At 65.0% G+C, this 25,897-nt stretch carries 28 protein-coding genes and 1 tRNA gene; 12 read left to right on the forward strand and 17 right to left on the reverse strand.

Annotated features, from left to right (window positions below; genetic code table 11):
• Positions 1-9: 9 nt before the first annotated feature.
• The 3 genes from AC4D2W_RS17075 to AC4D2W_RS17085 all read right to left on the reverse strand — a co-directional run bounded on the left by AC4D2W_RS17075 (position 10) and on the right by AC4D2W_RS17085 (position 1,714).
• The gene (locus AC4D2W_RS17075) at positions 10-591 is read right to left on the reverse strand and encodes a dienelactone hydrolase family protein (RefSeq protein WP_490928124.1); all 582 of its coding nucleotides are present in this window, start codon (positions 589-591) and stop codon (positions 10-12) included.
• Positions 592-600: 9 nt separating this feature from the next.
• Positions 601-1,068: a ribonuclease E activity regulator RraA gene (rraA, locus tag AC4D2W_RS17080; protein WP_490928125.1), complete on the reverse strand. Its 468-nt coding sequence runs from the start codon at positions 1,066-1,068 to the stop codon at positions 601-603.
• Positions 1,069-1,141: 73 nt separating this feature from the next.
• A complete protein-coding gene (locus AC4D2W_RS17085; protein ID WP_490928126.1) occupies positions 1,142-1,714 on the reverse strand; it encodes a TetR/AcrR family transcriptional regulator in 573 nt (190 codons plus the stop codon).
• A 122-nt stretch (positions 1,715-1,836) separates the two neighbouring features.
• Between AC4D2W_RS17085 and AC4D2W_RS17090 the strand changes: the two genes are divergently transcribed.
• Positions 1,837-3,360 (forward strand): MFS transporter, encoded by a 1,524-nt coding sequence (locus AC4D2W_RS17090; RefSeq protein WP_490928127.1) that lies wholly within the window; start codon positions 1,837-1,839, stop codon positions 3,358-3,360.
• 44 nt (positions 3,361-3,404) lie between these two features.
• Here AC4D2W_RS17090 and AC4D2W_RS17095 read toward each other — a convergent pair whose 3' ends face one another.
• Positions 3,405-3,851: a universal stress protein gene (locus AC4D2W_RS17095; protein ID WP_490928128.1), complete on the reverse strand. Its 447-nt coding sequence runs from the start codon at positions 3,849-3,851 to the stop codon at positions 3,405-3,407.
• A gap of 108 nt (positions 3,852-3,959) precedes the next feature.
• Between AC4D2W_RS17095 and AC4D2W_RS17100 the strand changes: the two genes are divergently transcribed.
• Both AC4D2W_RS17100 and AC4D2W_RS17105 read left to right on the forward strand, forming a co-directional pair.
• A complete protein-coding gene (locus tag AC4D2W_RS17100) occupies positions 3,960-5,165 on the forward strand; it encodes a multidrug effflux MFS transporter (protein WP_490928129.1) in 1,206 nt (401 codons plus the stop codon).
• A gap of 310 nt (positions 5,166-5,475) precedes the next feature.
• A complete protein-coding gene (locus AC4D2W_RS17105) occupies positions 5,476-6,384 on the forward strand; it encodes an SDR family oxidoreductase (protein ID WP_490928131.1) in 909 nt (302 codons plus the stop codon).
• Between the two features lie 77 nt (positions 6,385-6,461).
• Here the strand turns inward: AC4D2W_RS17105 and AC4D2W_RS17110 are convergent, their stop codons facing one another.
• Positions 6,462-7,409, reverse strand: a complete 948-nt coding sequence (locus AC4D2W_RS17110) for a hypothetical protein (RefSeq protein ID WP_490928132.1) — start codon at positions 7,407-7,409, stop codon at positions 6,462-6,464.
• A gap of 126 nt (positions 7,410-7,535) precedes the next feature.
• On the opposite strand from AC4D2W_RS17110, the gene AC4D2W_RS17115 reads away from it, so the two are divergent.
• Positions 7,536-8,036, forward strand: a complete 501-nt coding sequence (locus tag AC4D2W_RS17115; protein WP_490928133.1) for a DUF456 domain-containing protein — start codon at positions 7,536-7,538, stop codon at positions 8,034-8,036.
• A gap of 30 nt (positions 8,037-8,066) precedes the next feature.
• Here the strand turns inward: AC4D2W_RS17115 and AC4D2W_RS17120 are convergent, their stop codons facing one another.
• A complete protein-coding gene (locus AC4D2W_RS17120; protein ID WP_490928134.1) occupies positions 8,067-9,617 on the reverse strand; it encodes a S10 family peptidase in 1,551 nt (516 codons plus the stop codon).
• Positions 9,618-9,876: 259 nt separating this feature from the next.
• On the opposite strand from AC4D2W_RS17120, the gene AC4D2W_RS17125 reads away from it, so the two are divergent.
• Positions 9,877-10,758, forward strand: coding sequence for a manganese catalase (locus AC4D2W_RS17125; RefSeq protein ID WP_490928135.1), 882 nt, complete (start codon positions 9,877-9,879; stop codon positions 10,756-10,758).
• A 66-nt stretch (positions 10,759-10,824) separates the two neighbouring features.
• Here AC4D2W_RS17125 and AC4D2W_RS17130 read toward each other — a convergent pair whose 3' ends face one another.
• The 3 genes from AC4D2W_RS17130 to AC4D2W_RS17140 form a co-directional block, all read right to left on the reverse strand.
• Positions 10,825-11,184: a hypothetical protein gene (locus AC4D2W_RS17130; protein ID WP_490928136.1), complete on the reverse strand. Its 360-nt coding sequence runs from the start codon at positions 11,182-11,184 to the stop codon at positions 10,825-10,827.
• A 9-nt stretch (positions 11,185-11,193) separates the two neighbouring features.
• A complete protein-coding gene (locus tag AC4D2W_RS17135) occupies positions 11,194-11,913 on the reverse strand; it encodes a GAF domain-containing protein (RefSeq protein ID WP_490928137.1) in 720 nt (239 codons plus the stop codon).
• A 181-nt stretch (positions 11,914-12,094) separates the two neighbouring features.
• On the reverse strand, positions 12,095-12,343 hold the full coding sequence (locus AC4D2W_RS17140; protein WP_490928138.1) for a hypothetical protein: 249 nt from the start codon (positions 12,341-12,343) through the stop codon (positions 12,095-12,097).
• Between the two features lie 776 nt (positions 12,344-13,119).
• On the opposite strand from AC4D2W_RS17140, the gene AC4D2W_RS17145 reads away from it, so the two are divergent.
• Both AC4D2W_RS17145 and AC4D2W_RS17150 read left to right on the forward strand, forming a co-directional pair.
• On the forward strand, positions 13,120-14,472 hold the full coding sequence (locus AC4D2W_RS17145) for an MFS transporter (RefSeq protein WP_490928139.1): 1,353 nt from the start codon (positions 13,120-13,122) through the stop codon (positions 14,470-14,472).
• Positions 14,469-15,587, forward strand: a complete 1,119-nt coding sequence (locus AC4D2W_RS17150; protein WP_490928140.1) for a zinc-binding dehydrogenase — start codon at positions 14,469-14,471, stop codon at positions 15,585-15,587. The genes AC4D2W_RS17145 and AC4D2W_RS17150 overlap by 4 nt, the downstream gene beginning before the upstream one ends.
• On the opposite strand, the gene corA is transcribed toward AC4D2W_RS17150, so the two are convergent.
• From corA to AC4D2W_RS17170, 4 genes are all read right to left on the reverse strand, one after another.
• Positions 15,584-16,579 carry a magnesium/cobalt transporter CorA gene (gene corA, locus AC4D2W_RS17155; protein WP_490928141.1) on the reverse strand — a complete coding sequence of 332 codons (996 nt, stop codon included), beginning with the start codon at positions 16,577-16,579 and terminating at the stop codon, positions 15,584-15,586. The two genes, AC4D2W_RS17150 and corA, sit on opposite strands and share 4 nt — an antisense overlap.
• A 240-nt stretch (positions 16,580-16,819) precedes the next feature.
• The gene (locus AC4D2W_RS17160) at positions 16,820-18,748 is read right to left on the reverse strand and encodes a heavy metal translocating P-type ATPase (RefSeq protein ID WP_490928142.1); all 1,929 of its coding nucleotides are present in this window, start codon (positions 18,746-18,748) and stop codon (positions 16,820-16,822) included.
• Positions 18,749-18,823: 75 nt separating this feature from the next.
• The gene (locus tag AC4D2W_RS17165; protein ID WP_490928143.1) at positions 18,824-19,573 is read right to left on the reverse strand and encodes an IclR family transcriptional regulator; all 750 of its coding nucleotides are present in this window, start codon (positions 19,571-19,573) and stop codon (positions 18,824-18,826) included.
• Positions 19,574-19,613: 40 nt separating this feature from the next.
• Entirely contained in the window at positions 19,614-19,838 is a 225-nt protein-coding gene (locus AC4D2W_RS17170) for a hypothetical protein (protein WP_490928144.1), read from the reverse strand.
• Between the two features lie 153 nt (positions 19,839-19,991).
• Between AC4D2W_RS17170 and AC4D2W_RS17175 the strand changes: the two genes are divergently transcribed.
• Entirely contained in the window at positions 19,992-20,507 is a 516-nt protein-coding gene (locus tag AC4D2W_RS17175; protein ID WP_490928145.1) for a mycothiol transferase, read from the forward strand.
• 17 nt (positions 20,508-20,524) lie between these two features.
• On the opposite strand, the gene AC4D2W_RS17180 is transcribed toward AC4D2W_RS17175, so the two are convergent.
• Positions 20,525-20,944, reverse strand: a complete 420-nt coding sequence (locus AC4D2W_RS17180; protein WP_490928146.1) for a four-helix bundle copper-binding protein — start codon at positions 20,942-20,944, stop codon at positions 20,525-20,527.
• Between the two features lie 246 nt (positions 20,945-21,190).
• Here AC4D2W_RS17180 and AC4D2W_RS17185 point away from each other — a divergent pair.
• Positions 21,191-21,263: transfer RNA gene (locus AC4D2W_RS17185), tRNA-Ala, on the forward strand.
• A 161-nt stretch (positions 21,264-21,424) separates the two neighbouring features.
• Complete coding sequence (locus tag AC4D2W_RS17190; RefSeq protein WP_490928147.1) at positions 21,425-22,309, forward strand: NAD-dependent epimerase/dehydratase family protein; 885 nt, start codon at positions 21,425-21,427, stop codon at positions 22,307-22,309.
• A 124-nt stretch (positions 22,310-22,433) separates the two neighbouring features.
• Here the strand turns inward: AC4D2W_RS17190 and arfB are convergent, their stop codons facing one another.
• Entirely contained in the window at positions 22,434-22,856 is a 423-nt protein-coding gene (arfB, locus tag AC4D2W_RS17195) for an alternative ribosome rescue aminoacyl-tRNA hydrolase ArfB (protein ID WP_490928148.1), read from the reverse strand.
• 85 nt (positions 22,857-22,941) lie between these two features.
• Between arfB and AC4D2W_RS17200 the strand changes: the two genes are divergently transcribed.
• Positions 22,942-23,394, forward strand: a complete 453-nt coding sequence (locus AC4D2W_RS17200) for a hypothetical protein (RefSeq protein WP_490928149.1) — start codon at positions 22,942-22,944, stop codon at positions 23,392-23,394.
• 2 nt (positions 23,395-23,396) lie between these two features.
• On the forward strand, positions 23,397-23,753 hold the full coding sequence (locus tag AC4D2W_RS17205) for a helix-turn-helix transcriptional regulator (RefSeq protein WP_490928151.1): 357 nt from the start codon (positions 23,397-23,399) through the stop codon (positions 23,751-23,753).
• Between the two features lie 125 nt (positions 23,754-23,878).
• Here AC4D2W_RS17205 and AC4D2W_RS17210 read toward each other — a convergent pair whose 3' ends face one another.
• Positions 23,879-25,165: a Y-family DNA polymerase gene (locus tag AC4D2W_RS17210; RefSeq protein WP_490928152.1), complete on the reverse strand. Its 1,287-nt coding sequence runs from the start codon at positions 25,163-25,165 to the stop codon at positions 23,879-23,881.
• A 24-nt stretch (positions 25,166-25,189) separates the two neighbouring features.
• On the reverse strand, positions 25,190-25,621 hold the full coding sequence (locus AC4D2W_RS17215; RefSeq protein ID WP_490928153.1) for a LexA family protein: 432 nt from the start codon (positions 25,619-25,621) through the stop codon (positions 25,190-25,192).
• Positions 25,622-25,897 lie beyond the last annotated feature (276 nt).

Below are 25,897 nucleotides of genomic sequence, written 5' to 3' on the forward strand. Positions count from 1 at the left end.
CGCGGGGTGCTACCGCTCCGCGCGGGCCAGAAAGTCCAGCACCCGCGCCATGAGCGCGGGTGCTGCTGTTTCGTCATAGTCCTCCGTGCTGATGTCCGCAAACATGTGCGAGGTGCCCGGATACAGGAAAAGCTCCGCATCGGCCGTGGTCTCCACGAGGTTTTCGGCCGCGCTGAGGTCACCTTCTTCCACAAAAACGGGGTCGTCCTCCATGCCGTGGATCTGCACGGGCACCCCCGCGGGCCACGTATCGCCAAAGACGCCGAGCGGAACGCAGGCGCTGATCAGCACCGCGCCCCGGGAGCCGGAACGGGTCTGCGCCAGCCGCTGTGCCGGCATCACCCCGAGTGAAAATCCGATATACACCGTCTCCGGCGGAAACCGCGCGGCAATGTGGACTCCGGTGTCCTCCAGCTCCTGGAAGCCGATCTCCTCCGCGTAGTCGATTCCCGCCTCGAGATCCCCGAAGGTGCGTCCGTCATAGAGGTCGGGGACGTTGACGGTATGTCCGTTTTCCCGCAGCACTTCTGCAAAGGCGTCCATCCCCGGAGTCAATCCCAGGGCGGAGTGGAACAGCAGGACGTTGGCCATGAATCTCTCCTAGCGTTCTACCAGAATGCCGTCTTCATCGGCGTAAAGGACTGCGCCCGGCCGGAAGGTGACACCGCCAAACTCCACGGGAATGTCCACCTCGCCAACGGAATCCTTGGCACTTTTGCGCGGATTCGAGCCCAGTGCCTTGATGCCCAGCGGCAGCTTCGCCAGGGCTGCACGGTCCCGGACACCGCCGTTAATGACGACGCCGGCCCAACCGTTTTCCACGGCCGCGGCGGCCATCAGATCCCCCATCAAAGCGGTGTTCAGTGATCCCGCACCGTCAACCACCAACACAGCACCGTCGCCGGGGGAGTTCAGTGTGGCTTTGACCAGGCCGTTGTCCTCCCGGCAGCGGATAGTGCGGACGGGGCCGCTGAAGCCCGTGTGCCCGCCCAGGTCCTGGAACTGCAGGGATACCGACGCCAGGAACTCGCCGTGCTCGTCATAAAGATCTGCTGTGCTGATGTCCATGGACCCACTGTGGCACAGGGGGCTGGGCGCCGCCGGGAGGCACCGCCGGGAGCGGACGAAGCGGGCCGCGCGCCTACCGGGGCTGCGGAAGGCTGGCTGCATGGGACTTCAGGACGTCCACAACCTCCAGCAGTTCAGCGACGGACTCCGTGGTGGTGGAACCTTTTTCCCGCGGCCACCCGCCCGGCAGTCCCTCGTTGTAATACAGTCCGTCGCCGAGCAGGACAATGGCCCGCGCAATGGTCGGCTGGCCAACTTCGGCCAGGACCAGGTCCATCCAGCCGCGGTGGATCCGTTTCAGGAGGGCGGAGGCTTCCGGGTCCGAAGCCTGGGCAAGGCGGACGACGCCGATCAGCGCCCGGTCCAGTGCGCTTCCCACATAGACGGATTCCCGGACGAGGTACCGGGACGGGCCTTCCGGGTCGGCGCTCATGGACCTCATGTCTTCCGCCGCCAACTCTTCAAGGCGGGCGATGAGGGCTGCAGCCAGGGCTTCCTTGTTCTTGAAGTGGTACAGCAGTCCGCCTTTGGACACGCCGGCCAGTGCGATCACGGCGTCCATGGTGGCGCCGCGGGGACCCTCATTGATCAGGAGTTCCTCATAAGCGGAGAGAATGCGGTCCCGGGTGGAAGTGTGCTCAGGCATACGTTTACGCTACGCCATCTTTTCCTGTACAGTCTAGACGGTACAGTAAGTGGCCAAGGGTGTGAAGACTTCCGCTCTGCCGCTGCTGCCGCCCCCACCATCACCCCGCGAAGGAGACAGCTGTGCTTGCCGTACAGGAAACACCCCGGATCCATCGAGCCGGACGGCGCGAATGGCTGGGCCTTGCCGTCCTGATGCTGCCGGTGTTGCTCATCTCCATCGACAACAACGTCCTCAGCTTCGCCATCCCGTCGCTGTCCCAGGCTTTGGCACCCAGCGGCACGCAGTTGCTCTGGATTGTGGACATCTATGCTCTGGTCCTGGCCGGACTGCTGGTTCCCATGGGCAGCCTGGGGGACCGGATCGGCCGCCGTCGTCTGCTGATGATCGGCAGCGTCGGTTTTGGTGTCCTGTCGCTGGTTGCAGCGTTTGCCCCCACCGCTTCCATGCTGATCCTGGCCCGTGCCCTGATGGGTGTTTTCGGCGCCATGCTGATGCCCGCCACCCTGTCCCTGATCCGCAATATCTTTACCGTTCCGTCCCAGCGGCGCGTTGCGGTGGCCATTTGGGCGGCGGGTTTCTCCGGCGGTGCGGCCCTGGGTCCGATCGTGGGCGGCGTGCTGCTGGAGAACTTCTGGTGGGGTTCGGTGTTCCTGCTTTCCATTCCGGTGCTGCTGCCGCTGCTGATCTTCGGACCCATCCTGCTGCCCGAATCCAAGGACCCGAGCCCGGGCGCCGTGGATGTGCTCGGCGTCGTGCTGGTGATGGGCTCCATGCTGGCGATCACCTACGGCATTAAGTCCTTCGCGTCCGACGGCGTTGTCCACGGCCTGCCGTTCATCCTCGCGGGCCTGGTGCTGGGAACACTGTTTGTGCGCCGCCAGCTGAGCCGCGAAAAGCCGATGCTGGACGTACGGTTGTTCCGCAATCCGGTGTTCACGGGTTCCATCAGCGCCAATCTGCTCAGCCTCTTCGCCATGGTGGGCTTCATCTTCTTCCTGTCCCAGCACCTGCAGCTGGTGGTGGGACAGTCGCCCATCGAAGCTGGCCTGACGATGCTTCCCGGACTGGTGCTGACCATCATCACCGGCCTGGCCGTGGTGCCTTTGGTCAAGCATCTGCGGCCGGCTTACGTGGTGGCCGGCGGACTGCTGTTCAACGCCGCCGGCTATGCCCTGGTGTTTTTCGCCGGAGAATCTGTCACCGTGCTTCAGCTGGTGCTGGCCTTCCTCTTCCTGGGCGTGGGAGTGGGGGCAGCGGAAACCATTTCCAATGACCTCATCCTTGCCAGTGTTCCGCCGTCCCGCGCCGGGTCCGCTTCGGCGATCTCCGAGACGGCCTATGAGATCGGCTCCGTTCTGGGCACTGCGGTGCTGGGCAGCATCCTCACGGCCGCTTACCGCAACGGCGTGCAGGTGCCTGCCGGGTTGAGCCCCGAACAGGCCGAGTCCGCCGGCGAAACCCTTGGCGGCGCCGTTGATGCAGTGCAGTCGCTGCCGCCGGAGCAGGGTTCGGCCCTGCTGCACTCGGCACAGGCCGCGTTCGATTCGGGTGTCAGCGTCACGTCCCTGATCGGCGTCGTCATCATGCTGGCTGCTGCCGCCGGTGCGGGAGTGCTGCTGCGCAAGGCCCCGGCCGGGCACTGAGTCCCGCCGCGGAATCGGCGTCCCGAGGGAGGCCGGTTCCCCCGCTACGCCGATTCGCCGCGGTGCACGATCAGCACCGGGCACCGGGCATGTGCTGCCAGGGTTGAACTAACGGATCCGAGCAGCAACCCGGCGAAGCCTCCGCGCCCGCGGTTGCCCACCACGAGCATTTCCGCCCCGCGGCTGGCCTGGATGAGGAGCTCCACCGGCAGTCCCACCAGGGGAGTCTGCTTGAGATCCGGAGGGATGTCGTCGCCGAAGGCTTCCTCCACGGCCTCCGTGAGGGTCTGCGAGGCCTGGGTATGCGGAGACCAAACGTCCGAGGGAACAGGCGGGGCAAGGGAGATGCTGTACTCCCAGACCGTCACCACCTCCAGTGAACACCCCAGCACAGCCGCCAGGCGCCGGGCCTTCCAGAGCGCTTCAATGGAGAGTCGGGAGCCGTCCACACCCACAACTATGCGCTTGCGGTCCTGTTCACTGGTGCTCATGATGCATCCCGTCCTTCTGGGTGGTTTGGGGTATGCCGGCTGGTGTGCTGTGCTGCCATCCTCCCCCTGAATGGAGCTCCGGGGGAGGGGGGCCGTACCATCAGGCCTATGTTCAGTCCTTTTCGCCGAAGGCCGGCCACCTCCATGACCACCGGCCTGCTGCTGGTCCTGGCGCTGCTCTCGGCCACCGGACCGTTTGCAACCGATCTTTACCTGCCCTCTTTCCCGGCGATGACAGTTGAACTTGGCGCATCTGCCACCGGCGTCCAGCTGACTCTTACGGCCTTCCTGCTGGGCATGGGTGCGGGGCAGCTGGTCTTCGGACCGCTTTCGGACCGGCACGGGCGGTTTCGGCCGCTGCTCCTGGGCTCGGCAGGTTTTGTGGTGGCCTCAGCTGTCTGCGCGCTGGCACCCACTCTGGCCGTGCTGGTGGGAGGCAGGCTGCTCCAGGGACTGTGCGCCTCCGCCGGAGTGGTCATCGCCCGGGCCATGGTCGCGGACCTCACAACCGGTGTGACGTCGGCACGCACCTTCAGCCTGCTCATGACCATTGGCGGGGTGGCGCCGGTGGTTGCGCCCACGGCAGGCGGACTGCTGGCGGAAAGCCTGGGCTGGCGGGGCGTCCTCTGGGTGCTGGCAGGGCTGTCCCTGGTGATGTTTGTCTGCGTGGCCGGGGTGCTTTCGGAGTCCCAGCCCCGGAGCCACCGCAGCAGCGGGCACCTGCTGGCGGGGCTGGCCGGCGTGGCGGGAAACCGGAAATTTTTGGGTTACGCCCTCCTGTTCGCGAGTACTTTCGGCGTGCTCATGGCCTACATCTCAGCTTCCCCCTTTGTCTATCAAAATCTCATGGGGCTCTCAGCGTCCGCCTACGGCATTGCCTTCGGAGTCAACGCCATGGGGCTGGTGTCTGCCGGTTTCATCTCCGCCCGTCTCGCCCGCCGGATACCGCCGCGCAGAACCGTCACGGTGGCTGTGTCCGTACTTCTCGTCATGTCGCTCGCCGTGCTCGCCCTTTCCGTCGGGGGTGCTCCGCCGCTGCTGCTGGCGATCCCCATCTTCTGCGCGGCCACCTCGGTGGGATTCATCATGGGCAACACCACCTCGCTGGCCCTGGCGGAAGTGGGCCCCGCGGCCGGAAGCGGATCAGCCATCCTGGGCGGCGGACAGTTCTTCGCCGGAGCGCTGGTCTCCCCGCTGACGGGGCTGGCCGGGAAGGAATCCGCGGTGCCGCTGGCCATCATCATGAGCCTTTCCGCCCTGATGGCTGCAGCCGCGCTGGCGGCCACCCGGACGCGCACCCCGGCGGATCGGTAGACTCGACGGACTATGCGAACCATGAACAAGTACCGAACGCTCATTGTCTGGCTCCTCGTTATCGCGCTGGTGGGCAGCGTAAGTGTGGGGTTCCTCGGCCTGATCTTCTAGCGCAGATCCTCCTGGTGCAGGACTCTCGAGGCGCGTCCGCCTGCACCTCGGTTCGGCGCGGCTGTGCACAAAACTTGAGTCCATCGGGCCCGCAGGTCTAGGGTAGTAAGCATACTTACGCTTCTCTTGGGGCAGTAAAAGTGACTGTCTCACCTGGCGTACCGCATGCAGAATGACCTACCGAAAGTGGGGAAACTCTATGACCAACGGCAGCACAAACGATCAGTACACCTTCCAGAATCCCGTGGATCGCTTCCCGACGATTACTCCGCCGAAGCAGGACCAGCCCGAGCCCGGACTGGACGCCACCCTGGAGCCTCAGACGGACCGCGGCGAGGATTCGTACCGCGGAACCGGCCGGTTGGAAGGCCGCAAGGCCCTGATTACCGGCGCTGACTCCGGCATCGGCGCCGCAGTGGCCATCGCCTACGCACGCGAAGGCGCCGACGTCGCGCTGGCGTACCTGCCCGAGGAAGAGGAAGACGCGCGGGAAATCGTGCGCCTCGTGGAGGCTGCCGGCCGTAAGGCCGTGGCCCTTCCCGGTGACGTGCGCGATCTTGCCTACTGCAAGCAGCTGGTAGCGGACGCAGTTGAGGCCCTGGGCGGCCTCGATATCCTGGTGAACAACGCCGGCAAGCAGGTCGCCGTGGAAAGCCTTGAAGACCTCTCCGACGAGCAGCTGGATGACACGTTCAAGACCAACATCTACGCCTTCTTCCGGATCACCAAGGCTGCACTGCCGCACATGCCCGCCGGATCGAGCATCATCAACACCACGTCGATCCAGGCGTACAGCCCGTCGTCGTTCCTGCTGGACTACGCCAGCACCAAGGCGGCCATCAACAACTTCACGAAGGGCCTTTCGCAGCAGCTTGCGCCCAAGGGCATCCGCGTGAACGCCGTGGCTCCGGGCCCGTTCTGGACGCCGCTGCAGGTCTCCGACGGCCAGCCCAAGGATGCCCTGCCGGAGTTCGGCAAGGACACCCCGCTGGGCCGCGCCGGCCAGCCGACCGAGCTCGCACCGGCGTATGTCTTCCTGGCCTCCCCGGAGTCCAGCTACGTGATTGGTGAAACCCTGAACGTCAACGGCGGAATGCCCACTCCGTAACCGGACAGGCATTTCGATGCGGAAAAGAACCGGTCCGCACCTTCCAAAAGGTGCGGGCCGGTTCTTTTTCGTTTCGCTTAGGCGCGGATTTCGGTGTCGCTGAAGTCGGCGCGGTCGATCCGGCGGTGGTAGCGCATGCCGGCCAGGCCGCCGAACAGCGCGCCGACCAGGGTCGCAGCCAGCGTGGCAGCCACGGCAAGCCACGTTGCCGCGCCGGCACCGTCCAGGTCCTCCGGCAGCGGGGCCACCGTGTTCAGCTGGCTGATGCTTCGGATGTCGTCACCGAAGATCAGTCCCAGCACCACCACCACGACTCCGGCAATCAGGGCCCACAACCAGACGGCCAGGCCCTGCTTGAAGCCGTTGAAGCGTGCCATCCGGCCTGCCACGTAGCCGCCGGCAAAGTAGGCCAGAAGCAGGATCACGAGCAGGATGACGGTGCCGATGATGCCGGCACTCTGGTTGGCCATCGCCTGGTCCAGCGACTGGCCCAGGTCATTGTCGGTGGAGAAGCCGACGGCGGCACCAATGGCCGCGGCCAGTGCGGACAAGAGCACCACCATGCCGGTGGCGGTCAGCCAGCCGAAGAAGGCAGCACCGAACTTCATGCCGCCGAACCGTTCCTTTTCCAGGGCCAGGAGGGCTTCGCGGTTGGCCTTCTCCGGCAGGGCGGAGCCGGTGCGCGTGCTGCGGGCAGCATTCCCGCCGGTTCGGGCGCCGTCGGAAGCGCCGGGGCGGGCGGTGTCGCCGGTGCGGGTAACACCGGTGCGGGTGTTGCCGGTGTCCGGGCTGTACCCGGCGCCGTCGTCGGCATAATCCGCGTTGGGATCCTTGGTGTGGCTCAGCGGCAGTGCCCGGGTGCGGCCTTCGTCGTCGGCGGACGCTGCACTGCCGGCGGCGGTTGCACCGGCAGGATGCGCCGGCGCTGCCTCTCCGGTCGGAAGGACCTGGGTCTCGTCAGCGGGCGCAAAGCGGTCGGAGTCGTTGGCTCCGGCCCGGCTGTTGTTGCCTGATTCCGTGCTCATATGTGTCTCCTGTTGCCATTCGGTGGATCGGGCTGTAAATGCAACCTTATAAGTAACCTTACTATTTACTCCACCCGCCCGGCAGAGCTGCACTTGAGGGCGGACGGCAAATGGAAGACTGGGGGGATGGATCCCGACATCGTCATAACCGTCATTGCTGCCCTTGCCGTTGCCGTGGGTCTGACGGGAATTGTTATTCCGGTCCTGCCGGGCAGCATCCTGATCATTGCGGCGCTGCTGGGCTGGGCGCTCGGACTGCAGAGTGCCGCCGCGTGGTGGGCCTTCGGCGTGGGATCGGTGCTCGCCCTTGCCGGCCTGCTGTCCAGTGCGGTGCTGACGGGCCGGCGGCTGAAGCAGCGCCAGGTGCCCAACACCTCGGTTCTGGCAGGGGTAGTGGTGGGCGTGGTGGGAATGTTCTTCATTCCCGTGGTGGGACTGATCGTCGGGTTTGCCGTGGGGCTGCTGCTGAGCGAGTACTTCCGCCGCCGCAGCCTGCCCGCGGCCTGGTCCGCCAGCTACGCGGCGCTGAAGGCCATGGGGCTGGGCATCCTGGTGGAGCTGGGGTTGGCTTTTGCCGCCGGTACAGTCTTTGTCGGCGGAATCTGGTGGCACTTCGCGAGCCGCTAGTCCCGATCGGCAGGCCCGCACGGCGCAGGCTCAGCCTGCGCTGACAAAATCCGCCAGGGCTGAGAGCTGATCCAGTCGGCATTCGGGCTTCAGATACATCATGTGGCCGGCCTCGTGATAGTGATGTGAGAACCGTGCCCGGGCTGCATCGTCCAGCCGCATGTGCGCCCACACGTATTCCGCCGCGAAATGGGGCGTGGCGCCGTCGTAATAGCCGTAGTCCACATGCACCCGCAGGGCCGGGTTGTGCGCCAGCAGCCGCTCGAGGGTGCCGGTGACGTCAACGGGAACGCCTTCGAAGTTCTTGTAGCTCCAGGGCTGGACCCGGCCGGTGAGGATTTCATACGGCAGGTCGTTTTCGTAGCCCAGCTCCGCCCGCACATAGTGGTTGATAGCGGACGAGTAGGGTCCGTTGATGGCGCGCAGGCTGGGGTCATCCCAGTTGATGGAGTCCTGCTGGTTGGCACCCGGGGCGGTAAAACGGCCGTCAATCCGCCCCACCACCAGGTTCTCGTTGCGCAGCAGCTCCGCGGAAAACTGCGCATAGTCCCAGCGCAGATCGGTGCGGCGGATGAAGCCCGGATCCAGGGTGGTGATTTCGGCAAGCCGGCGAACGACGTCGTCGTACTCCTCCGCGGTGAGCCGGGCGCCCTGCGTGAGCGCGTAGCCGAAGTCCCGGCCGGCAAAGTCTTCTGCCTCGGCCACCACTGCGGCGAGTTCACGGTCCCCATGCCGGCCGTGGAAGTGGGCGATGGCTGCGTAGGTGGGCAGGTGCAGCGCGTAGGGGGTGTCGCGGCCCGGGGCGAAATCGAGGGTTGCCATGTTCAGCACCGTGGAAATCAGTCCCAGACCGTTGACGGCCATGCCGTAGGCGTCAAAAAGGCGGCCCGCGACGGCGACCGCGCGCAGCGTGCCGTAGGACTCGCCAGCCAGGTACTTCGGGCTGAGCCAGCGGTTGTTGCGGGTGGTCCAGAGCCGGATGACCTCGGCCACCAGGTCGCGGTCCTCCTCGAAGCCGTGGAATTCGCCGGCCTCATTGCCGTCCACCACGCGCGAGAAGCCGGTGTTGACCGGATCGATCATCACCAGATCTGCGTGCTGCAGGATGGTTTCCGGGTTGTCCACCAGGCCAAACGGAGGAGGAGTCAGCGAACCCACGTCCCCGGAGTCCACCATCCGCGGGCCCAGCAGGCCCATATGCAGCCACACGGAGGAGGAACCGGGGCCGCCGTTGAACGCAAACACCACGGGCCGCCGGTTGGGGGCGGGGGCAGCGGCCTCGGTTGTTCCGGTGGTGTCCGTGTCGGCGGTTGTATCTTCGTCCGCGGTGTAGGCAACGAGGAAAATCTCTGCCTTGGGCTGGAACCCCTCGGACTTCCCGTCCTTGGTTTCCTCCCGGCGAAACACCATTCGTCCGGTGGTGGTGGTGTAGGTCAGGCCCGACGGCAGCGTGTGGCGGCGCACGGTGAAATCGTCGGTCACCCGCGTTGCGGCCGCCGGGATGCCCCGGCTCTCCCGCCCGTGCTGTTCCCGGTCCTGCGGCTGGCTGTCGGTGTCCTGGTGCTGCTCATCATGGGGCATTGGAGCAGTCTAACCAGTTCTGCTTCGGCTCCCGTCAGGCTGTGCGGTGCGGGCGCACATATTGCTCATCCGGGGGAGCATATCAGCGCTATTCAGGCTTTTGTGCTGGTCCTGACCCAACTGAAAGGAAAGAGATACTAAGTAGGTTGACTACCCTTTCCAGAGGGCTGCTGCGGGGCTACGTTGAGGACACGCGCACCGGTTCGCCGGCTCCACAGCGGCGCGGACCCAGGTGCTCCAACCCCCCACGGAGGTACCTATGTTTTTCCACAAGCAGGAACTTCAGTTCAAATCCACTCCTGACCAGCCGGACGCCGTCTACGCCCGCAAGCTGCAGGAAGTCCTCGGCGGGCAGTACGGGGAAATTACCGTCGCCCTGCAGTATGAGTTTCAGGCCTGGAACACGCACATCCCCGGCAAATACCGGGATCTGCTCTTCGGTATCGGGGCGGAGGAGATGGGCCACGTGGAAATGCTGGCCGTCATGATTGCGCAGCTGCTGGAGAAGGCGCCGTTGGGAATCACGGAAGACGCTGTTCAGAATGACCCCACAGTGGCGGCCGTGGTCGGAGGCATGGACGTGCAGCATGCCATCGTTGCCGGCGCCGGCGCGCGGCCGGTGGATGCCAACGGCAACCCCTGGCAGGGCAGTTACATCACTGCAAGCGGCAACCTTTTGGCTGACTTCACCTCCAATGCCAACGCCGAAATGCAGGGCCGCCTCGCGGTCGCAAGGCTCTACCACATGACCGATGACCACGGAATCCGGGACCTGCTCTCGTTCCTTCTGGCCCGTGACACCATGCATCAGAACCAGTGGACCACCGCGGCACTGGAGCTCCAGGCCAGCAACATGGAACAGCTCCCGGTCCCCAGCAACTTCCCGCTGAACAAGGAATACCGTGAAGTGTCCTACCAGTATCTGAACTTCTCGGACGGTGCGGCAGCCTCTGAAGGCAGCTGGGCGTCCGGTCCCACCCCGGACGGGCACGGCGAGTTCAGCTACCACGACGGTCCTACGACGTCGGCCCCCATGCCGCCGCCCACCCGCGTGGACGCCCGTTACTACGGGACCACAGATATCCCCAACGTAGTAGAAAAGGCGGCCGGAGCAGTGCAGGACAAGATGAACAAGGAGTAACCCCCTCTGCCCCAGGACGCGGCCCCGGAGTTTCTCCGGGGCCGCGTCTGTAACTTCCGAGTGATGCTACCCCTTGCCGGGCCCGGAACCTCCGTGAGGCGGATCGCACGAAGAGCCTTCCTGCTCAAAGGAGTCATCACCGTGAGCCTTGAAGCCCCCGGAAACCTGACCCACCTCGTCGCAGTAAGGCGCGCGGAGCCGGGGTGGAAGGTTGTCTATCAGTTCATTGGCAGCGTGCGCCAAAACGTCGCGCTGGAGCGGCGGCAGGGACAGGGAGCCGTTCAGATAAGCGTCAACTTCGTACTCACCGGCCTCCCCGCCGATGCTGAAGTACTGCATCCAAAGCTGAGAAACACCCAAACCGGCTTGGCTCAACGCCTCCCGCAACCGCCGCCGCTGCTCCGGTTCCACCGTGTCAAAGCCCATCTGCTGCCCTTAACCCTGGTGGCTTCCGCTGCGCGCGACAACCGCCTGCGCGACAGACCGGAGCGTCTCTCCGTTGCCGCGGGCCATCCCAAGGAGGCGCAGCATTGATTCATCCTCGGTGAGACCTTCGCGTTCCATAAGGATTCCGCGGGCAAAAGCAATGTTGTCGCGGGTGGCGATGGCTTGTTTGAGCTGCTTACCGATGCGGCGGGGGGAATCAGCGGCTTGTACGTTGGCCAGCAGGGTGGCCGCCGGTCCGGCGAAAAGGCTCAAGAGGCGTTCACTGCGCTCGTCAAAGGCTCCGGGGCGATCGGAGTAAACCTTAATGGCGCCCACGGATTCGGCATGGAACACCAACGGAGTGCTCAGGACAGAGCGGATCCCCAAGTCTGCGGCACGCGGGCTCCAGACGCTCCATCGGTCTTCCACGGTCAGGTCGTCGCTGCGGACGGTCTCTGTGGCTGCCCAAGCTGCGATGCACGGCCCCTCAAGGAGCTCATACTGCAGCGCATCCGCTTGCTTCACAACATTGTTGGTCGAGCCTGTGCTGGTCCTGCGGCCCTGTTTGTCCATCAGTGAAACGCCGGCGCCAATGGTTCCCGGAATGGATTCCCTGGCAGCCTCAGCCAGCAAATTTACTGCTTTACCGACGGTTTCCTCGGTCAGCAGGAGCCCCTGGATGCGCGCAAAGGTGGTGGAGAGTTCGTCGAGCGGAAGGTCGGCAGCCATGCTGGGCCTCGCATTCGTTTCGGGGCCAGTTCTTGCCGGTCCGGCGGGGGCCGCTTCGAGGAAAGACAGGTTCCGTGCCACGGCTCGGATAGTACCGATACTACATGCGGACCAGGAAGTTTATCCCCGTGAATCGCATATCGAGGGCACCTCGGCACACGCCGGGATCCTCCGTCGAGCCTCAGGCTGGACGGTTCAGGCTGTCTTTTTCTTCGCCGCGTTCACTGAGCGTATCCGTCAGGGCATTGAACCACTCCGCGGCTTCAAGCGACGGATAATCCGTGTCCAACTGTTCGTAGACCCGGTCGATAAGCCCGTTGAGGGTCTCCGTCGGCAATGCGGCGAGCCCCTGGGTATCAGTGGGGTCGGTGGGGAAACCGAGGGAGCGGAGCTTTTCGGGGGAGAAAGGTTTGAAGTGCCGGATTCTCATTGGCTGACGCTCCTTTTCCCTGCTTGGCCGGCATCCGCCGTGGCCAGCACGAGGACAGGGCACTCAGGCAGTGTGTCCGGTGTTCGGAGGACAATCCTTGCGGAAAAGCCTGGCAGGGTTCCCGGAGGCATCGATTGGAGACCTTGCAGATAGGCCAGTCCTTCAGCATCAATGTGCTGGGCATGGGTCACATCGACTGTCACCGAGCGGGCATCATCCCGCAACAGTGATCCGAGCCGCTTAATCAGTGGCAGGAGCGCCTGGGAGCCTCCGAGGGTGAGGCATCCGGCAACTTCAATGACCGCAGAACGAGGGTCAAGATCGAGTCGAATAAGCGGGCGCAATTTGTGGTCCATATTTTCCCCAGCACGCATGTAGCGGAAAGATGGGCGCACTTCTGGGCCACTTATTTGAGACTAACCCAGCACGAACCTTCTCTGCAATCCTCGCAGCGAGGGAAATCTTTTCCGGATCCGGGAGGAACGATACTCATCTGTCGAAGCGGCAAAGAGGCATGGCCCGGCTTCCACAGTGTGCAGTGGACTTCTCCGTTCACGGAAAACCGACGGACAACGTATGACGTGGAGACCGTGAAGAAGTTCTGGAGGCCCGTGCTGTCCAGGATGAGGGCGGGTACTTTTAGGCGGCACCGGCCAGTACTTGGGGACACGAGGTTCAGCAACTGTGATGCGCGCCATATTCAGTGTATTTTAACCGCAGGATTTACCGACCAACCTTTCAGTAAATCTTTCGCTGAATAAACAACGGAGTTTTTCATGAGCAGCAGCATTGCAGGTACGCCGTCGACCGGACGGATGACCCGGGAAGAGCGGAAGGTCCTTGCCGGGACGCTGGTGGGCACCACCATTGAGTGGTACGACTTCTTCATTTATGCCCAGGCCGCAGGGCTGGTCCTGGCCACCCTGTACTTCGGGCCGGTCAGCGAGGGACCGCTGGGACAGGTGGTGTCCTTCGCCACCATCGGCATCAGCTTCCTGTTCCGCCCTCTCGGCGCCATCGTGGCCGGACACCTTGGCGACCGGCTGGGACGCAAGAAAATGCTGGTCTTCACCCTGCTGATGATGGGCGCGTCCACCTCACTGATCGGTCTGGTCCCCACATACGCGCAGATCGGAGTGGCTGCCCCCATCCTGCTGGTGCTGCTGCGCATCCTGCAGGGTTTCTCGGCCGGCGGTGAATGGGGAGGCGCAGCGCTGTTGTCAGTTGAGCATGCCCCGGTGAACAAACGGGGGATGTTCGGCGCCTATCCGCAGATCGGCGTTCCGATCGGAATGATCCTGGCAACCTTCGTCATGTACGTGCTGAGCACGAGCCTGACCGAGGACCAGTTCCTGGCCTGGGGCTGGCGGATCCCGTTCCTGCTCTCCGTGGTGCTGATCGGTGTCGGCTACTTCATTCGCCGGTCCGTCGATGAGAGCCCCATTTTCAAAGAAATCCAGGAACGCAAAAAGGAGTCCTCCGCGCCCCTGGGCCAGCTGTTCAAGCACAACACCCGCGAAGTTATCCTCAGCGCCCTGATCTTCATTGCCAACAACGCCGCCGGTTACCTCGTCATCGCGTTCTTCGCCTCCTACGCCGCGGGCAAGCCCGAAGCCGGCGGGCTGGGCATGCACCGGCCCTCCGTCCTGCTGGCCACCACCCTGGGATCCTTCGGCTGGCTGATCTTTACGCTCTACGGCGGGATCCTCTCGGACCGGATCGGCCGGATCCGCACCTTCCAAATTGGCTACGCATGGGTTTTCCTCTGGTCGGTTCCCATGTTCCTGCTGATCGACACCACCAACATCATCGCCTTTGCCGTGGCGATTTTTGTGCTCACCATCGGACTGGGCCTCTCCTACGGACCCCAGTCCGCCATGTATGCGGAGATGTTCCCTGCCCGGGTGCGCTATTCAGGGGTGTCCATCGGCTACGCCCTCGGGGCGATTCTGGGCGGGGCATTCGCGCCGACCATTGCGCAGGCCCTGCTGAACGAAACGGGATGGTCGCCGTCGATCGGCATCTACATCATGGTCCTGTGCGTCATTTCCTTCACTGCCGTCAGCATGGTCAAGGAAACCAAGGGTGCGGACCTGCACGTGGACGAGGTCCACAAGAGCGTACGGTGAAAATCCGGGGAGCAGTGCTTGAGCAGATAGGGGCGCCGCCGAAATATGCGGATTCCCGCCCGCTGACCGTCTGCAACCTGGAGTTGGATGATCCGGGGGACAACGAGATCCGCGTCCGGATTGAATGCGCAGGTATTTGCCACTCGGACCTGTCCGTCGTAAACGGGGACCGGACGCGGCCGGTTCCCATGCTGCTGGGCCACGAAGCCTCCGGAATCGTCGAAAGTGTCGGCGGTTCAGTGACCGATCTGGTTCCGGGGGACCGGGTGGTGATGACCTTCCTCCCGCGCTGCGGAAAGTGCCGCGGCTGCGCCTCCGACGGGCGGCTGCCCTGCAGTGAGGGGACGGCCTCAAACACCAAAGGCACGCTGCTGTCCGGGCAGGTCAGGCTGCACCGCGGCGGCGCGGACGTGCTGCATCACCTTGGAGTGTCCGGTTTTGCCACCCACGCCGTGGTGGATCAGCGGTCCGTGGTGAAAGTGGAGGCCGACGTGCCGCCGGAGGTTGCGGCTCTGCTGGGCTGTGCGGTCCTGACCGGCGGCGGAGCCGTGCTCAACCTGGCCCGGCCTGAACCGGGAGACACCCTCATGGTGGTGGGCCTTGGCGGAGTGGGAATGGCTGCACTGCTGACGGCCCGGGCCCTGGGCGCCGAGGTCATCGGCGTTGATGCCAACGAGGAGAAGCTGGAGCAGGCACTGGCTCTGGGCGCAGCGGCGGCGTACACGCCGTCGGACGCTGCAACGAAGGGCATCAGGGCGCCCGTCGTGGTGGAAGCCGCCGGCAACGCGCGTGCTTTTGAAACCGCGGTGCAGCAGACGGAACCCGGCGGAACAACGATCACGGTAGGGCTCCCCGCTCCAACTGCGCTGGCGCAGATTTCGCCGCTCACTCTGGTGGCGGAAGCCCGGACCGTTATCGGAAGTTACCTGGGATCAGCGGTTCCAGCCCGTGACATCCCCGCTTTTGCCGACCTCTGGCGCCGTGGCAGGCTGCCGGTGGAGAAATTGGTGTCCGCCCGGATCCCGCTGTCGGACATCAACAAGGCCATGGATGACCTGGCCGAAGGCCGGGCCCTGCGCCAGATCATCCATTTTGAGGAGGAGGAAACCGCCTAAAGCCACTTGTTCCGCTTGAACGTCGCGTACAGGGCCACGCCCATGACCACCATGGCCACCAGGGCCAGCGGATAGCCCCATTCCCAGTCCAACTCCGGCATGTTGTTGAAGTTCATGCCGTAGATGGTGCCCACGAGGGTGGGGGCGAAGAGGATGGCAGCCCAGGACGAGATGCGTTTGACCTGTTCGTTTTGCTCAATGCTGGTTTCGGCCAACCGGTTCGAGGCCAGCGTGGACGACAGGTTCAGGGCATTCTCCAGCAGGGCGCGGTACGCGTTCACCCGGTCGATCAGGCGCAGGACGTGGTCAAGGACGTCTCCCAAGTTGTCGCGGAGCTCCGCGGGAACCCCGTACTCGTCGGCACTGCGCTGCAGGGCACCCACCACGTCCTCCAGCGGAGAGATGGCCCGCTGGAACTGGATGACTTCGCGGGAGAGTTCGTAGATGCGGCGGGACACCTCAACATCCCCGCCGAACAGCTGGTCCTCAATCTCGTCAATGTCGTTCTCCAGTCCCGCGGCCACCGGTGCGTATTCATCCACCACCTGGTCCAGGACGGCGTACAGCACGGCATGCGGTCCCAGCGCCAGCAGATCCGGTTCCTGCTCGAGGCGTTTGCGGACGCGGCCCAGGTCCGGGGACTCGGCGTGCCGGACCGTCACCACAAAATTCGACCCCACAAAAACGTGCAGCTCGCCGAACTCCACGCGTTCGACGTCGTCCAGATAGCGGGCGGGGCGCAGCACCGTAAACAGCGTGGTGTCGTAGTGCTCCAGCTTGGCACGCTGATGGCCCGCCAGCGCGTCCTCCACCGTCAGCAGGTTCAGGCCGAATTCCTCGGCCACCGCCAGCAGCTCAATGTCATCGGGACGGTACAGGCCAATCCAGGCCATTCCGCCGGAACTGCGCGTCAGTTCGAACGTCTCGTCGAGGCTTTCCGGGGTGTGCTGCCGCTTGCCGTCCACATACACACCGTTATCGATCAAGGTCATGGACGTCCCCTAGCTTGTTGAACCGGCCGCAGCCGGCCGCAGCTGCGGCCGGACCTCGTCCATTATCCCTGTCTTTGGCGTGCAGTCGGACTGCGGACCCGGTTTCCGGCCTGTGCCGCGATGAGTCAGGCGCCTATGGTGTCCGCTCATGGAGACCGTGGAGTACAGGCCGCGTCGTGATGAGCCGGTGTACACCTTCGGGGGAACCTGCTCCCATTCCGGTGGACGGGGGCGAGGGATTCAGTTCTGAGCGGCCCGCGGCGCTGAGCCGCCCACCTGGGCCGGCAGGGCTGCGTCCGGCTTGGGCGCAGCGGACGGCCGCCCGCCGCCCAGGGCGCGCAGGGCGTTCAGGATGGCGGCCAGGTCCACGAGTTCCTGAATGAGGGCTCCGGCCACGGCGGGGATGAACCCGAACGCAGCCGCCAGCATCAGGCCCACGCTAAGTGAAATCCCCAGCCAGATGCTGCCCAGCGCAATCCGCATCGTCCGCCGGCCGATGACGACGGCGTCGGCCACCTTGGAGATGTCATCCGCCACGATCACGGCATCAGCGGATTCCCCGGCGGCAGTGGAACCGCGGGCTCCCATGGCGATGCCGACGTCGGCTGCCGCCAGCACCGGTGCGTCATTCACGCCGTCGCCCACCATGACGGCAGGCCGGTCCGGCAGGGCGGCGACCAGCCGAACCTTGTCTTCAGGCAGCAGCTCCGCGTGGACCTCCCGGATGCCCAGGGCGGCGGCAGTGCTTTCGGCCGAGGCGCGTCCGTCGCCGGTGAGCATGACCGGCGGCTCCAGGCCAAGCGAGGCCAGCCGCTCCAACGTGGCGCGTGCGTTGGGCCGAGGGGTGTCGCTCAGGAGCAGGACGCCGGCAAAACGGCCGTCCACGGCCACATAGACCCGAAGCTGCCCGCCGTGCTGCTGCCCGCCGTGCTGCTGGGTGCCGGTGCCGTCCGCCGTTTCCGGAGCCTCCGCGGCCACAAAGCTGCGCTTGCCCACCAGGACCGTGTGCCCGTCCACTTCCGCGCGCACGCCGTTGGTGGCGTATTCGGACGCGGAGGTTGCCGGACTCAGCTGCAGGCCGCGCTCGCGGGCGGCGTTTTGCACCGCGGCTGCCAGCACATGGGAGGAATACTGTTCGGCGGAGGCGGCCAGACGCAGCACGTCCTCAGCCGCAAAAGCCGACGCGGGTTCCACGGCCGCAAGTTCAGGCCTGCCGTACGTGAGGGTGCCGGTCTTGTCGAAAGCGATGCTGCGAGCCCGCGCGAGTTGCTGCAGGGTGGCTCCGCCCTTGACGATGATGCCGTTTCGGGCCGATCGGCTCATCCCGCCCATGAAGGCCACCGGTGCGGCAATCAACAGGGGGCAGGGCGTGGCGAGCACCAGCACTTCGGCAAAGCGGACCGGGTTGCCCGTCAGCAGCCATGCCGCTCCTGCAAGCAGCAGCGAGAACGCGGTAAACGGCACGGCGAACCGGTCCGCCAGACGTACCACGGGGGCTTTGGATTCCGCGGCTTCGCGCACCAGGGCAACGATGCGCTGGTACTGGCTGTCCGCCGTCGTCTCCGTGGCCCGGATCAGTGCAGCCCGGGTACCGTTCACCGAGCCGCTCATGACTTTGTCGCCTTCGGTGCGGCCCGCCGGCAGCGGCTCGCCGGTCAGCGAGGACTCGTCGAAACTGGCTTCTGCACTCAGCAGTACGCCGTCCACCGGGACGAGTTCTGCCGGTTTGACCAGCAGCACATCGCCCGGAACGACGTCGTCGGCCGGGATGTCCACGGGAGTCTCGCTGTTGGGCGGCAGCCGGTGTGCTGCCTGCGGCGCCTTTGCCAGGAGGGCGTCGAGCTCGCCGCGGGCGCGCCCTGCGGCGTAGTCTTCCAGGGCTTCGCCGCCGGTGAGCATCAGGACAATGATCAGGGCGGCAAGGTATTCGCCCACGGCTACGGTGGACACGATGGCGACAACGGCCAGGATATCCAGTCCCCAGTGGCCGCACAGGATGTCACGGATCATGCGGGCAGCGGTCACGGCGGCGACGAGCAGTGCATAGCCGGAGGCGGTCCAAGCGGCCGCGGTGTGCAGGTCCGCTCCCAGGAGTGCGGCCACCGCCAGCCCGACGACGACGGTCGCCGCCACCACCGGATAATTCCGGATTGTGCGCAAGGCTTCCATGTCTCTTGTTATAGGCCTGCCGGTGGCCTGTTGCCAGCAAGAGAAAGCTTGCCTAACTTATTGGGGGCTGGCCGGTTACGTCAGCCGGGAGGAGATCAGCCGCGCACTTTCGGCCAGCCGGCGGCCCAGGGTTTCCTCGTCACGGCCGGATCCGAAGTACACCACGGACACTGCCGCGGGCAGCTGGCCGGAAGCAGTGATGGGTGACGCGACGGCGGAAACGCCCTGAATGACCTCGTCGTGGCTGACGGCGTAGCCCCGGGTGCGGGCCAGCGCTGATTCCGGCCGATAGGGCTGTCCCGGAGCGAGCAGGGCCCATTGTTCCTCACCTACGGCGGACTGGATGGCGATGCCCGGAGCGCCCGCAGCGAAGGAATGCCGGGTTCCGGGGCGCTGCACCAGCGCCGTGCGGCTGTGGCGCGGCTCCACCGTCACGAGGGTGACACAGTCGCGGGTGTCCCACACGGCCACGAAGGCGGTCATGGAGAGTTCGTCGGCCAGTGCGGTGAGTTCGGGCAGGGCTGCGGACTGCAGGTCCCGCGATACGCCCCGGGCCAGCGCAGCCAGCCCGGGTGCCGTCGTGACCCGGCCGCCGTCGTCGCGCATGACCAGCGAATGTGCCTCAAGGGTGCGCAAAATGCGGTAGGCGATGGAGCGGTGCACGCCGAGTCCCCGGGACAGTTCGGCGATGGTCAGCGGCGTCTCGGCCTCGGCGAGCAGCTCCAGGGCCTGAATGCCGCGCGAGAGTGTCTGGGACAGGGAGCCGGCGCCGGACCCCGGGGAGAGGACGGGTGCTGGCGCGCCGGCGTCGGAGGCATCAGTCATGAGCCCCATCTTAGGCGGGTATGACTGTGCACCGGTGAAGCTAGGGCATTCGGCGGCGGCTGAGCAGGCCGGACATGAGCAGGCCGAGTCCTGTGGCCAGCGGCCACCAGGTGTACATGCTCAGTGTTTCGCCCAGGAAGGCGACCACCAGGATGCCCAGCATGCAGCAAACAACCAGGACGATGCCCACCACTATGCGGATCCGGCCGCGGTTGGGCGAAGGAATCGGAGGAAGCCACGGAGGACGCTGGTCGGTCCAACTCATGGGAGCAATGGTAGGTCCGCCGGAGCAGGATGCACCCGGCCGGCGGCGGGTTTTTCTTCAAAGGCATTTGCCCGTGCCGGTGCCCTGTTCCGGGGCTTCGGTGCGTGAAAGGATTGCGGCGGTTCCCCCACTACAAGATTCCGGAGTACCTACATGGAACAGAGCGATCTCCTCATTGATGCCTTTGGCAGGCTTCCCCAGACTGTCCGCCGCGCGGTCCACGGCCTGGATGCCCGGGCACTGAACCACCGCCCGTATCCGGAGGGCAACTCCATCTCCTGGCTGATCTGGCATCTGGCCCGGGGTGAGGACGCCCAGATTGCTCCCCTGGCCGGGCACGAGCAGGCCTGGACCGTAGAGGGCTGGTACGAACGGGTGGGGTTGCCGCTGGCTGTTGAAGACACCGGATACGGCCACGATTCGGAGCAGGTTTCGGCCGTGCAGGTGGAGTCCGCCGAGGTGCTGCTGGGCTATTACGAAGCGGTGCACTCTCGCACGGCGGCCTTTGTTTCCGGTCTCACCGGAGAAGACCTGGACCAGGTGGTGGATGAGGCGTGGGATCCTCCCGTGACCCTGGGGGTGCGGCTGATCAGCATCCTCGGTGACGGGCTGGAGCATGTGGGCCAGGCCGCCTATGTCCGCGGAATGGTGCTGGCCTCTGCCACGTAGCCGAGCAGCCGCCGCGTTCAGCCGCGGGACATGACCACCAGCAGTTCCTCGCACATGGCGGCGCAGCGGCGGCAGGTCTCGGCGCAGATCCGGCAGTGTCCGTGTTCGGCGGCATGCTGGGCGCATTCTTCGGCGCACTGGTGGCAGGCGGCGGCACAGGCACGCAGCAGTGCGGTGGTGCTGTCCGGATAGCTGGCGTGCCTGGTGCCGACCCGGGCGATCACCGTTCCGGTGGCAGCGCAGATGTCCGCGCAGTTGAGATCCTTGCGGATGCATTCCACCATGTCACCGAGCATGTCCTCGCTGAGGCAGGCGTCGGCGCAGGCGGTGCAGACCTGCACGCAGTCAAAACAGGCAATGATGCAGGTGGAGATGGCTTCCAGGTCCGTTCCGGCGCCGTCGGGACGTTCGGCAAGTACGGATTCGATGAGGGTCATGGCACTGCTCCTTTGGGCGTTCGCTGATCGGTGCGGTTTCGCTGGGAGTGCGGCCGGGGGAGTGCTGCCGCCCGGACTGTCAGGATAGCGCCGCACCGGAAGCGGCAACCAGAGAAGGAGCGGCCGCAGGTAGTGCGGGCCGTCAGAACGCCGCGGCGATTTGCCTATGAACCTGTGCCCGGGTCTAGAATCGGGGTTATGCCCCTCGGGGCTGTCCGGCCGGCCTTAGGGCGAAGCGCCGGGCTTGGGGCTTTAGCTCAGTTGGTAGAGCGTTTCGTTCGCAATGAAAAGGTCAGGGGTTCGATTCCCCTAAGCTCCACAGTTTGTTAGCTCGACAGTTTGTTGGGGTCCGCTTCCTATACGGGAAGCGGACCCCTTTGTGTGTGCGGTTTATGTGTCTGCGGCGCAGTGTCTGCCGTCACGTGGCCCTCCTTTCCGTGGCCTATACTCGGGCGACGTGCAATAACCCAAGGAGCAGCCATGAAAGTCCTCATCACCGGAGCCCACGGAAAAGTCGGACGTGCCACAACGCAGGCAATGATCGACGCCGGACATGAAGTCGTCACCACTGACCTCGACCGCCCCTCGTACGAGCGGAAGCCGGAGGGGGCGCCCCGCTACATCATGGCTGACCTCACTGATGCAGGTGCAGCCTACGCGCTGGCCAAGGGAATGGACGCGGTGGTGCATGTCGCCGCGATCCCCGAGCCCACGGGCCACGCCCCCCACGTTGTCTTCCAGAACAACCTCATGGCGACGTTCAATATTTTGGAAGCTGCGGTCAGCTTCGGCGTCAAGCGCTTTGTCTTTATCTCCAGCGAAACCGTGCCCGGCTTCTTCTTTCCGGAGCGCGGTTTCCTTCCGGACTATGCTCCCGTGGACGAAGAGCACCCGATCCACCCGCAGGACCCCTACGCGCTCGCCAAGCATTTCGGCGAGCAGCTCATGGACGCCGCTGTTGCCCGGTCCGACATCCAGTGCATCTCGATCCGGCCCAGCTGGGTGCAGTTCGAGGGCAACTATGAGAACAACCTGGGGCCGCAGATCCGCGACAGCTCGGTCCTCAGCGCCGGACTGTGGAGCTACGTGGACGTCTATGACCTGGCCGATGCGATTGTGCTCGCAACCGAATCGGACCTGCCCGGACACGAAGTCTTCTACATTGCTTCACCGGACAACGTGGGCGGCCATGACTTCGCCGAGGTGCTGACGAAGTACTACGGCGACCAGATCGAACTGCGTGATCTGGACCGCACCGACGCTTCGGGCATCTCCACCGCGAAGGCGCAAAGGATGCTGGGCTGGAAGCCGAAGCGGTCCTGGCGCGATTACTTGGACGCCGAAGGAAAAGCGCTGCAGAAATAGCGCCGGCGCGGCAGCACCGAGGCAGTCGATGACCCGGCTGGGGATGCAGTTCCTCGGCCGGGTCTCGACAAGTCTGGTGGATTTTTCCGATGTGGGGGCAGCTCGAGCCGGGCGGCGCGGGCAGCTAGTCGGTGGGCGGACGCTGCCGCTGCCGCTTGGTGGCGGAGCGCTGCTTCTTGGCGTCGAGGCGCCGATGGTTCGAGCCCCGGGTCGGTTTGGTCTTGCGCCGGGCGGCAGCTTCCGGCGCGAGACCTTCAGCCACCATCTCGGCAAGTTTGGCCAGGGCAATCTCCCGGTTGCGCAGCTGGGAGCGCTGCTCCGAGGCCGTGACAGTGATGGTTCCGGCAATCAGACGCCGCTTGAGGCGCCTCAGCAGTATTTGTTTCTGGGTGTCGGACAGTGCGCCCGAAGCAGCCACATTCCAAGAAAGCGCCGCGCGGCTGTCCGAGGTATTCACATGCTGACCGCCCGGGCCTGAGGAGCGCGAGAAACGCCAGCTCAGTTCCGACGCGGGAATCGTGAGCGCGGGCGATACCGTCAAGTCCATACCACCAGCCTCGCACGGCTTAGTCGGTGCCTCACAGAGAAAACTACTCTTCCTTCGGTAGTGTTCCATTGGTACGGTGCCTGACATGACTACTTCCACCCAGCCTCAGGCCCATGTCAACGCCCGGTCGGTGCTCCTGCCGTACCTTCTGGTTCTGGTTCTCGTTATGACGGCAATACAAGCCGTGATCGCCTTCACCGGAGGAGAGATTACCCTTCTCGCCGGGATCCTCACCGCCCTTGTGGCAGTCGGAATCGTCGTCTGGTTCTGGCACAACTACCGGAAACTCACCATGATCCGTTTTGGGCTGGCCATCGCGCACACCCTGGCGTTTGTCACCGTAACGGCATCCTTCAACCTGCATGCCGTCATCCGTGCGGTTTCCCTCGGTTCGGCCGGCGGAGCCGACGGCGCCGCGGCCCATGAGCTCCTGGCAACCCCCTGGTTCGGCGCCACACTCGTAATGAGTGCCGCCTGGGGCACCGGGCTGCTCATCCATCTCTCCGGCGTCGTGCTGGGCCGCGGATGGGAAGACTGAGCGTGGCCCGTCCCGGCGAGGAACAGGAATGGGTTCAGGCCCGGGTTGAATCCTGGGTGGAGACCTACAAAAAATCTATGCTGACGCCGGTGATTCTGCGGGCGGTCGCCGACAGCCAGCCGGTAACGGTGGCCCACATCGCAGCCGATATTGCCGCAGCCACCGGGTGGCAGATCACCGAGCGCAGTCTGTACCGCACCCTGAAAAGGCTGCAGGACACAGGTTTCCTGCACAGTGCAGAAGTGGATGTTCCGCGCACCGGGGTAAAACGCAAGGAGATCTCCCTGACAGGCTTGGGCTCGCAATTCCTTGCCGGAATCACCGCAAGCCTGCTTGAGTTTCCAGCAGCTGAGTCCTAACCGTCCAGCTCGGTGTCGTCCAAAGCGGCGACGCATTGAGACAACGCCCGACCCAACGCCGCGGCCCCCGGGTTATCGAGGCCGGACAGCATCCGCGGTTCCTCGCTAGGTCCGCTGCCCCGCGTTCAGACCGCCTTCACCACCGGCAGGTCCGACCACTCCGTGGTGTAGCGCGGCGAAGCGAAATTCCGGGCCATGGACCAGTCCGGCTTGGCTGAGGACATTCCCGCCAGGCCCAGCCCGATGCTGGCGGCGCCATACTTGTCCGTCACCTGCGCCAGCAGCGGGCCGATGTCCTTCTGCTCCGGCCCCGCGTCAAACAGGTCGAACGCCGGCTCGACGCCGGCAGGGGAAAGGCCGGAGAGCATGATCCCGGCTTTGGCATACCGGGCGCCCTCCACCACCTGGGGATCCATGGCGGCTATGGCGGCGCGGGTGAGCACCAGCGGATCGGCCGTGGGCCGCTGAAGCCGCACCGTGGCCGAGGGCGAGGAGCCCTCCTTGCCGCTGAACCGCGATGTGGCCGCGAAGACCGTCATGACGGTGGCCAGCTGTCCCTCTTTCGCCAGCCGGATCGCCGCCTTCTGCGCATACAGGCTCATGACCTGGCGCATCGATTCCCGGGTGACCACCGGCGTCGCAAAGCTGCGCGAAAACAGCACCTGCTGCTTGTCCGCGGACTCAGTCTCCATGGGAATGCAGGCGGTGCCGTTCAGTTCCAACACGGTCCGCTGCAGCACCACGGAGAATTTGGCGCGGATGGCGGCGGGATCCGCGGCGCGCAGGTCGGCAACGGTATAGATGCCCAGCGCGTTCAGTCGCGTACCGTTGCGCGCACCCACACCCCATAATCCGGTGACGGGTACGCGGGACATGATGGTGTCGACGACGGCGGGACCCAGGGCGTCGAGGTTGCAGACCCCGCCCATGTGGGGATTCTGCTTGGCGATCCGGTTCGCGAATTTGGCCAGGGTTTTGGTGGGTCCGATCCCCACGCACACCGGCAGGCCGATGTTCCGTGCCACGCCGGCCCGAATCTCGGTGCCCCGGTTCCGCAGTTCTTCATCGGTGCCGTGCAGATGCAGGAAGCACTCGTCAATCGAGTAGATCTCCTGCTCGGAGGAATAGCGTGCCAGCAGCTGCATCACCCGCGAGCTCAGGTCCCCGTACAGTTCGTAGTTGCTGGAGCGCTGCACCAGGCCCAGCTTGGGGGCGGCCTCGGCCAGCTTGAACCACGGCTCGCCCGTCTTAATGCCGAGCGCCTTGGCCTCATCGGAGCGTGCCACCACGCAGCCGTCATTGTTGGAGAGCACCACCACCGGAATGCCGGCCAGCCGGGGATCGAAGACGCGCTCGCAGGAGACGTAGAAACTGTTGACGTCCACCAGGGCGATGCGGTGCCGCTCAGCCATGTCGGAAGCTAAACATCAAGCGCCTCAAACATGGTGCAGGCACCGGGTCACGACGCCCCACACGGACAGTTCCGCCGGATCCGGCACCCGGATGTCCACGGAATCAGGGCTGTCCGCATGCAGGAAAATGCCTTGTCCCGTCAGCAGCAGCCGGCGGATAATCAGCTCTCCGTTGAGGACGGCGACGACGACGGACCCGTCCCTGGGCGTCAGCGAGCGGTCCACGATCAACTCGTCTCCGTCGCTGATGCCCGCTCCGTTCATGGCCTCGCCGGAGACCCGCATGATGAACGTGGAGGTGGCATCACGGATGAGGTGTCTGTTCAGGTCGATTCCGGCGTCGTAATAATCCTGGGCCGGCGATGCGAACCCGGCGGGAAGGGTGGAGCCGCGGGCGGGCTGCTGCTCATTCGCGCCGCCGGAACGCGGGGCGGGAGCGGAAGAAAAGACGGGCACCGCGCAACCTCCCTAGAACACACTTTCGAATGCTCTCAGGTTAGCACCGGCCCGAAATCCCGCCAGCCCCCGCCGCGGCCGGCGTTCGCCGTCGTCGGCACCCCCCCCGGCGTCGTTCCTGGCTAACGGGCGACGCCCAAGGCGCCCTAGGTGTAACTCTTACGGTGGTTGTGAACGGCGTGGCAAGAGTTAAATAGGCGAGGGTCTCCGGTTCGATATGGGTTACCACACTCGTATCGGCCAACGGAGACCCTCGTGACCCACGCTAACGCACCC

The sequence above is a fragment of the Arthrobacter sp. TJ-58 genome, from assembly GCF_058269295.1.

What these genes read in the sequence shown, in the direction of transcription:
- AC4D2W_RS17075 (WP_490928124.1), bottom strand. Translation starts at nt 591, where the DNA reads ATGGCCAACGTCCTGCTGTTCCACTCCGCCCTGGGATTGACTCCGGGG.
- rraA (WP_490928125.1), bottom strand. Translation starts at nt 1,068, where the DNA reads ATGGACATCAGCACAGCAGATCTTTATGACGAGCACGGCGAGTTCCTG.
- AC4D2W_RS17085 (WP_490928126.1), bottom strand. Translation starts at nt 1,714, where the DNA reads ATGCCTGAGCACACTTCCACCCGGGACCGCATTCTCTCCGCTTATGAG.
- AC4D2W_RS17095 (WP_490928128.1), bottom strand. Translation starts at nt 3,851, where the DNA reads ATGAGCACCAGTGAACAGGACCGCAAGCGCATAGTTGTGGGTGTGGAC.
- AC4D2W_RS17100 (WP_490928129.1), top strand. Translation starts at nt 3,960, where the DNA reads ATGTTCAGTCCTTTTCGCCGAAGGCCGGCCACCTCCATGACCACCGGC.
- AC4D2W_RS17105 (WP_490928131.1), top strand. Translation starts at nt 5,476, where the DNA reads ATGACCAACGGCAGCACAAACGATCAGTACACCTTCCAGAATCCCGTG.
- AC4D2W_RS17110 (WP_490928132.1), bottom strand. Translation starts at nt 7,409, where the DNA reads ATGAGCACGGAATCAGGCAACAACAGCCGGGCCGGAGCCAACGACTCC.
- AC4D2W_RS17115 (WP_490928133.1), top strand. Translation starts at nt 7,536, where the DNA reads ATGGATCCCGACATCGTCATAACCGTCATTGCTGCCCTTGCCGTTGCC.
- AC4D2W_RS17120 (WP_490928134.1), bottom strand. Translation starts at nt 9,617, where the DNA reads ATGCCCCATGATGAGCAGCACCAGGACACCGACAGCCAGCCGCAGGAC.
- AC4D2W_RS17125 (WP_490928135.1), top strand. Translation starts at nt 9,877, where the DNA reads ATGTTTTTCCACAAGCAGGAACTTCAGTTCAAATCCACTCCTGACCAG.
- AC4D2W_RS17130 (WP_490928136.1), bottom strand. Translation starts at nt 11,184, where the DNA reads ATGGGCTTTGACACGGTGGAACCGGAGCAGCGGCGGCGGTTGCGGGAG.
- AC4D2W_RS17135 (WP_490928137.1), bottom strand. Translation starts at nt 11,913, where the DNA reads ATGGCTGCCGACCTTCCGCTCGACGAACTCTCCACCACCTTTGCGCGC.
- AC4D2W_RS17140 (WP_490928138.1), bottom strand. Translation starts at nt 12,343, where the DNA reads ATGAGAATCCGGCACTTCAAACCTTTCTCCCCCGAAAAGCTCCGCTCC.
- AC4D2W_RS17145 (WP_490928139.1), top strand. Translation starts at nt 13,120, where the DNA reads ATGAGCAGCAGCATTGCAGGTACGCCGTCGACCGGACGGATGACCCGG.
- corA (WP_490928141.1), bottom strand. Translation starts at nt 16,579, where the DNA reads ATGACCTTGATCGATAACGGTGTGTATGTGGACGGCAAGCGGCAGCAC.
- AC4D2W_RS17160 (WP_490928142.1), bottom strand. Translation starts at nt 18,748, where the DNA reads ATGGAAGCCTTGCGCACAATCCGGAATTATCCGGTGGTGGCGGCGACC.
- AC4D2W_RS17165 (WP_490928143.1), bottom strand. Translation starts at nt 19,573, where the DNA reads ATGACTGATGCCTCCGACGCCGGCGCGCCAGCACCCGTCCTCTCCCCG.
- AC4D2W_RS17170 (WP_490928144.1), bottom strand. Translation starts at nt 19,838, where the DNA reads ATGAGTTGGACCGACCAGCGTCCTCCGTGGCTTCCTCCGATTCCTTCG.
- AC4D2W_RS17175 (WP_490928145.1), top strand. Translation starts at nt 19,992, where the DNA reads ATGGAACAGAGCGATCTCCTCATTGATGCCTTTGGCAGGCTTCCCCAG.
- AC4D2W_RS17180 (WP_490928146.1), bottom strand. Translation starts at nt 20,944, where the DNA reads ATGACCCTCATCGAATCCGTACTTGCCGAACGTCCCGACGGCGCCGGA.
- AC4D2W_RS17190 (WP_490928147.1), top strand. Translation starts at nt 21,425, where the DNA reads ATGAAAGTCCTCATCACCGGAGCCCACGGAAAAGTCGGACGTGCCACA.
- arfB (WP_490928148.1), bottom strand. Translation starts at nt 22,856, where the DNA reads ATGGACTTGACGGTATCGCCCGCGCTCACGATTCCCGCGTCGGAACTG.
- AC4D2W_RS17200 (WP_490928149.1), top strand. Translation starts at nt 22,942, where the DNA reads ATGACTACTTCCACCCAGCCTCAGGCCCATGTCAACGCCCGGTCGGTG.
- AC4D2W_RS17210 (WP_490928152.1), bottom strand. Translation starts at nt 25,165, where the DNA reads ATGGCTGAGCGGCACCGCATCGCCCTGGTGGACGTCAACAGTTTCTAC.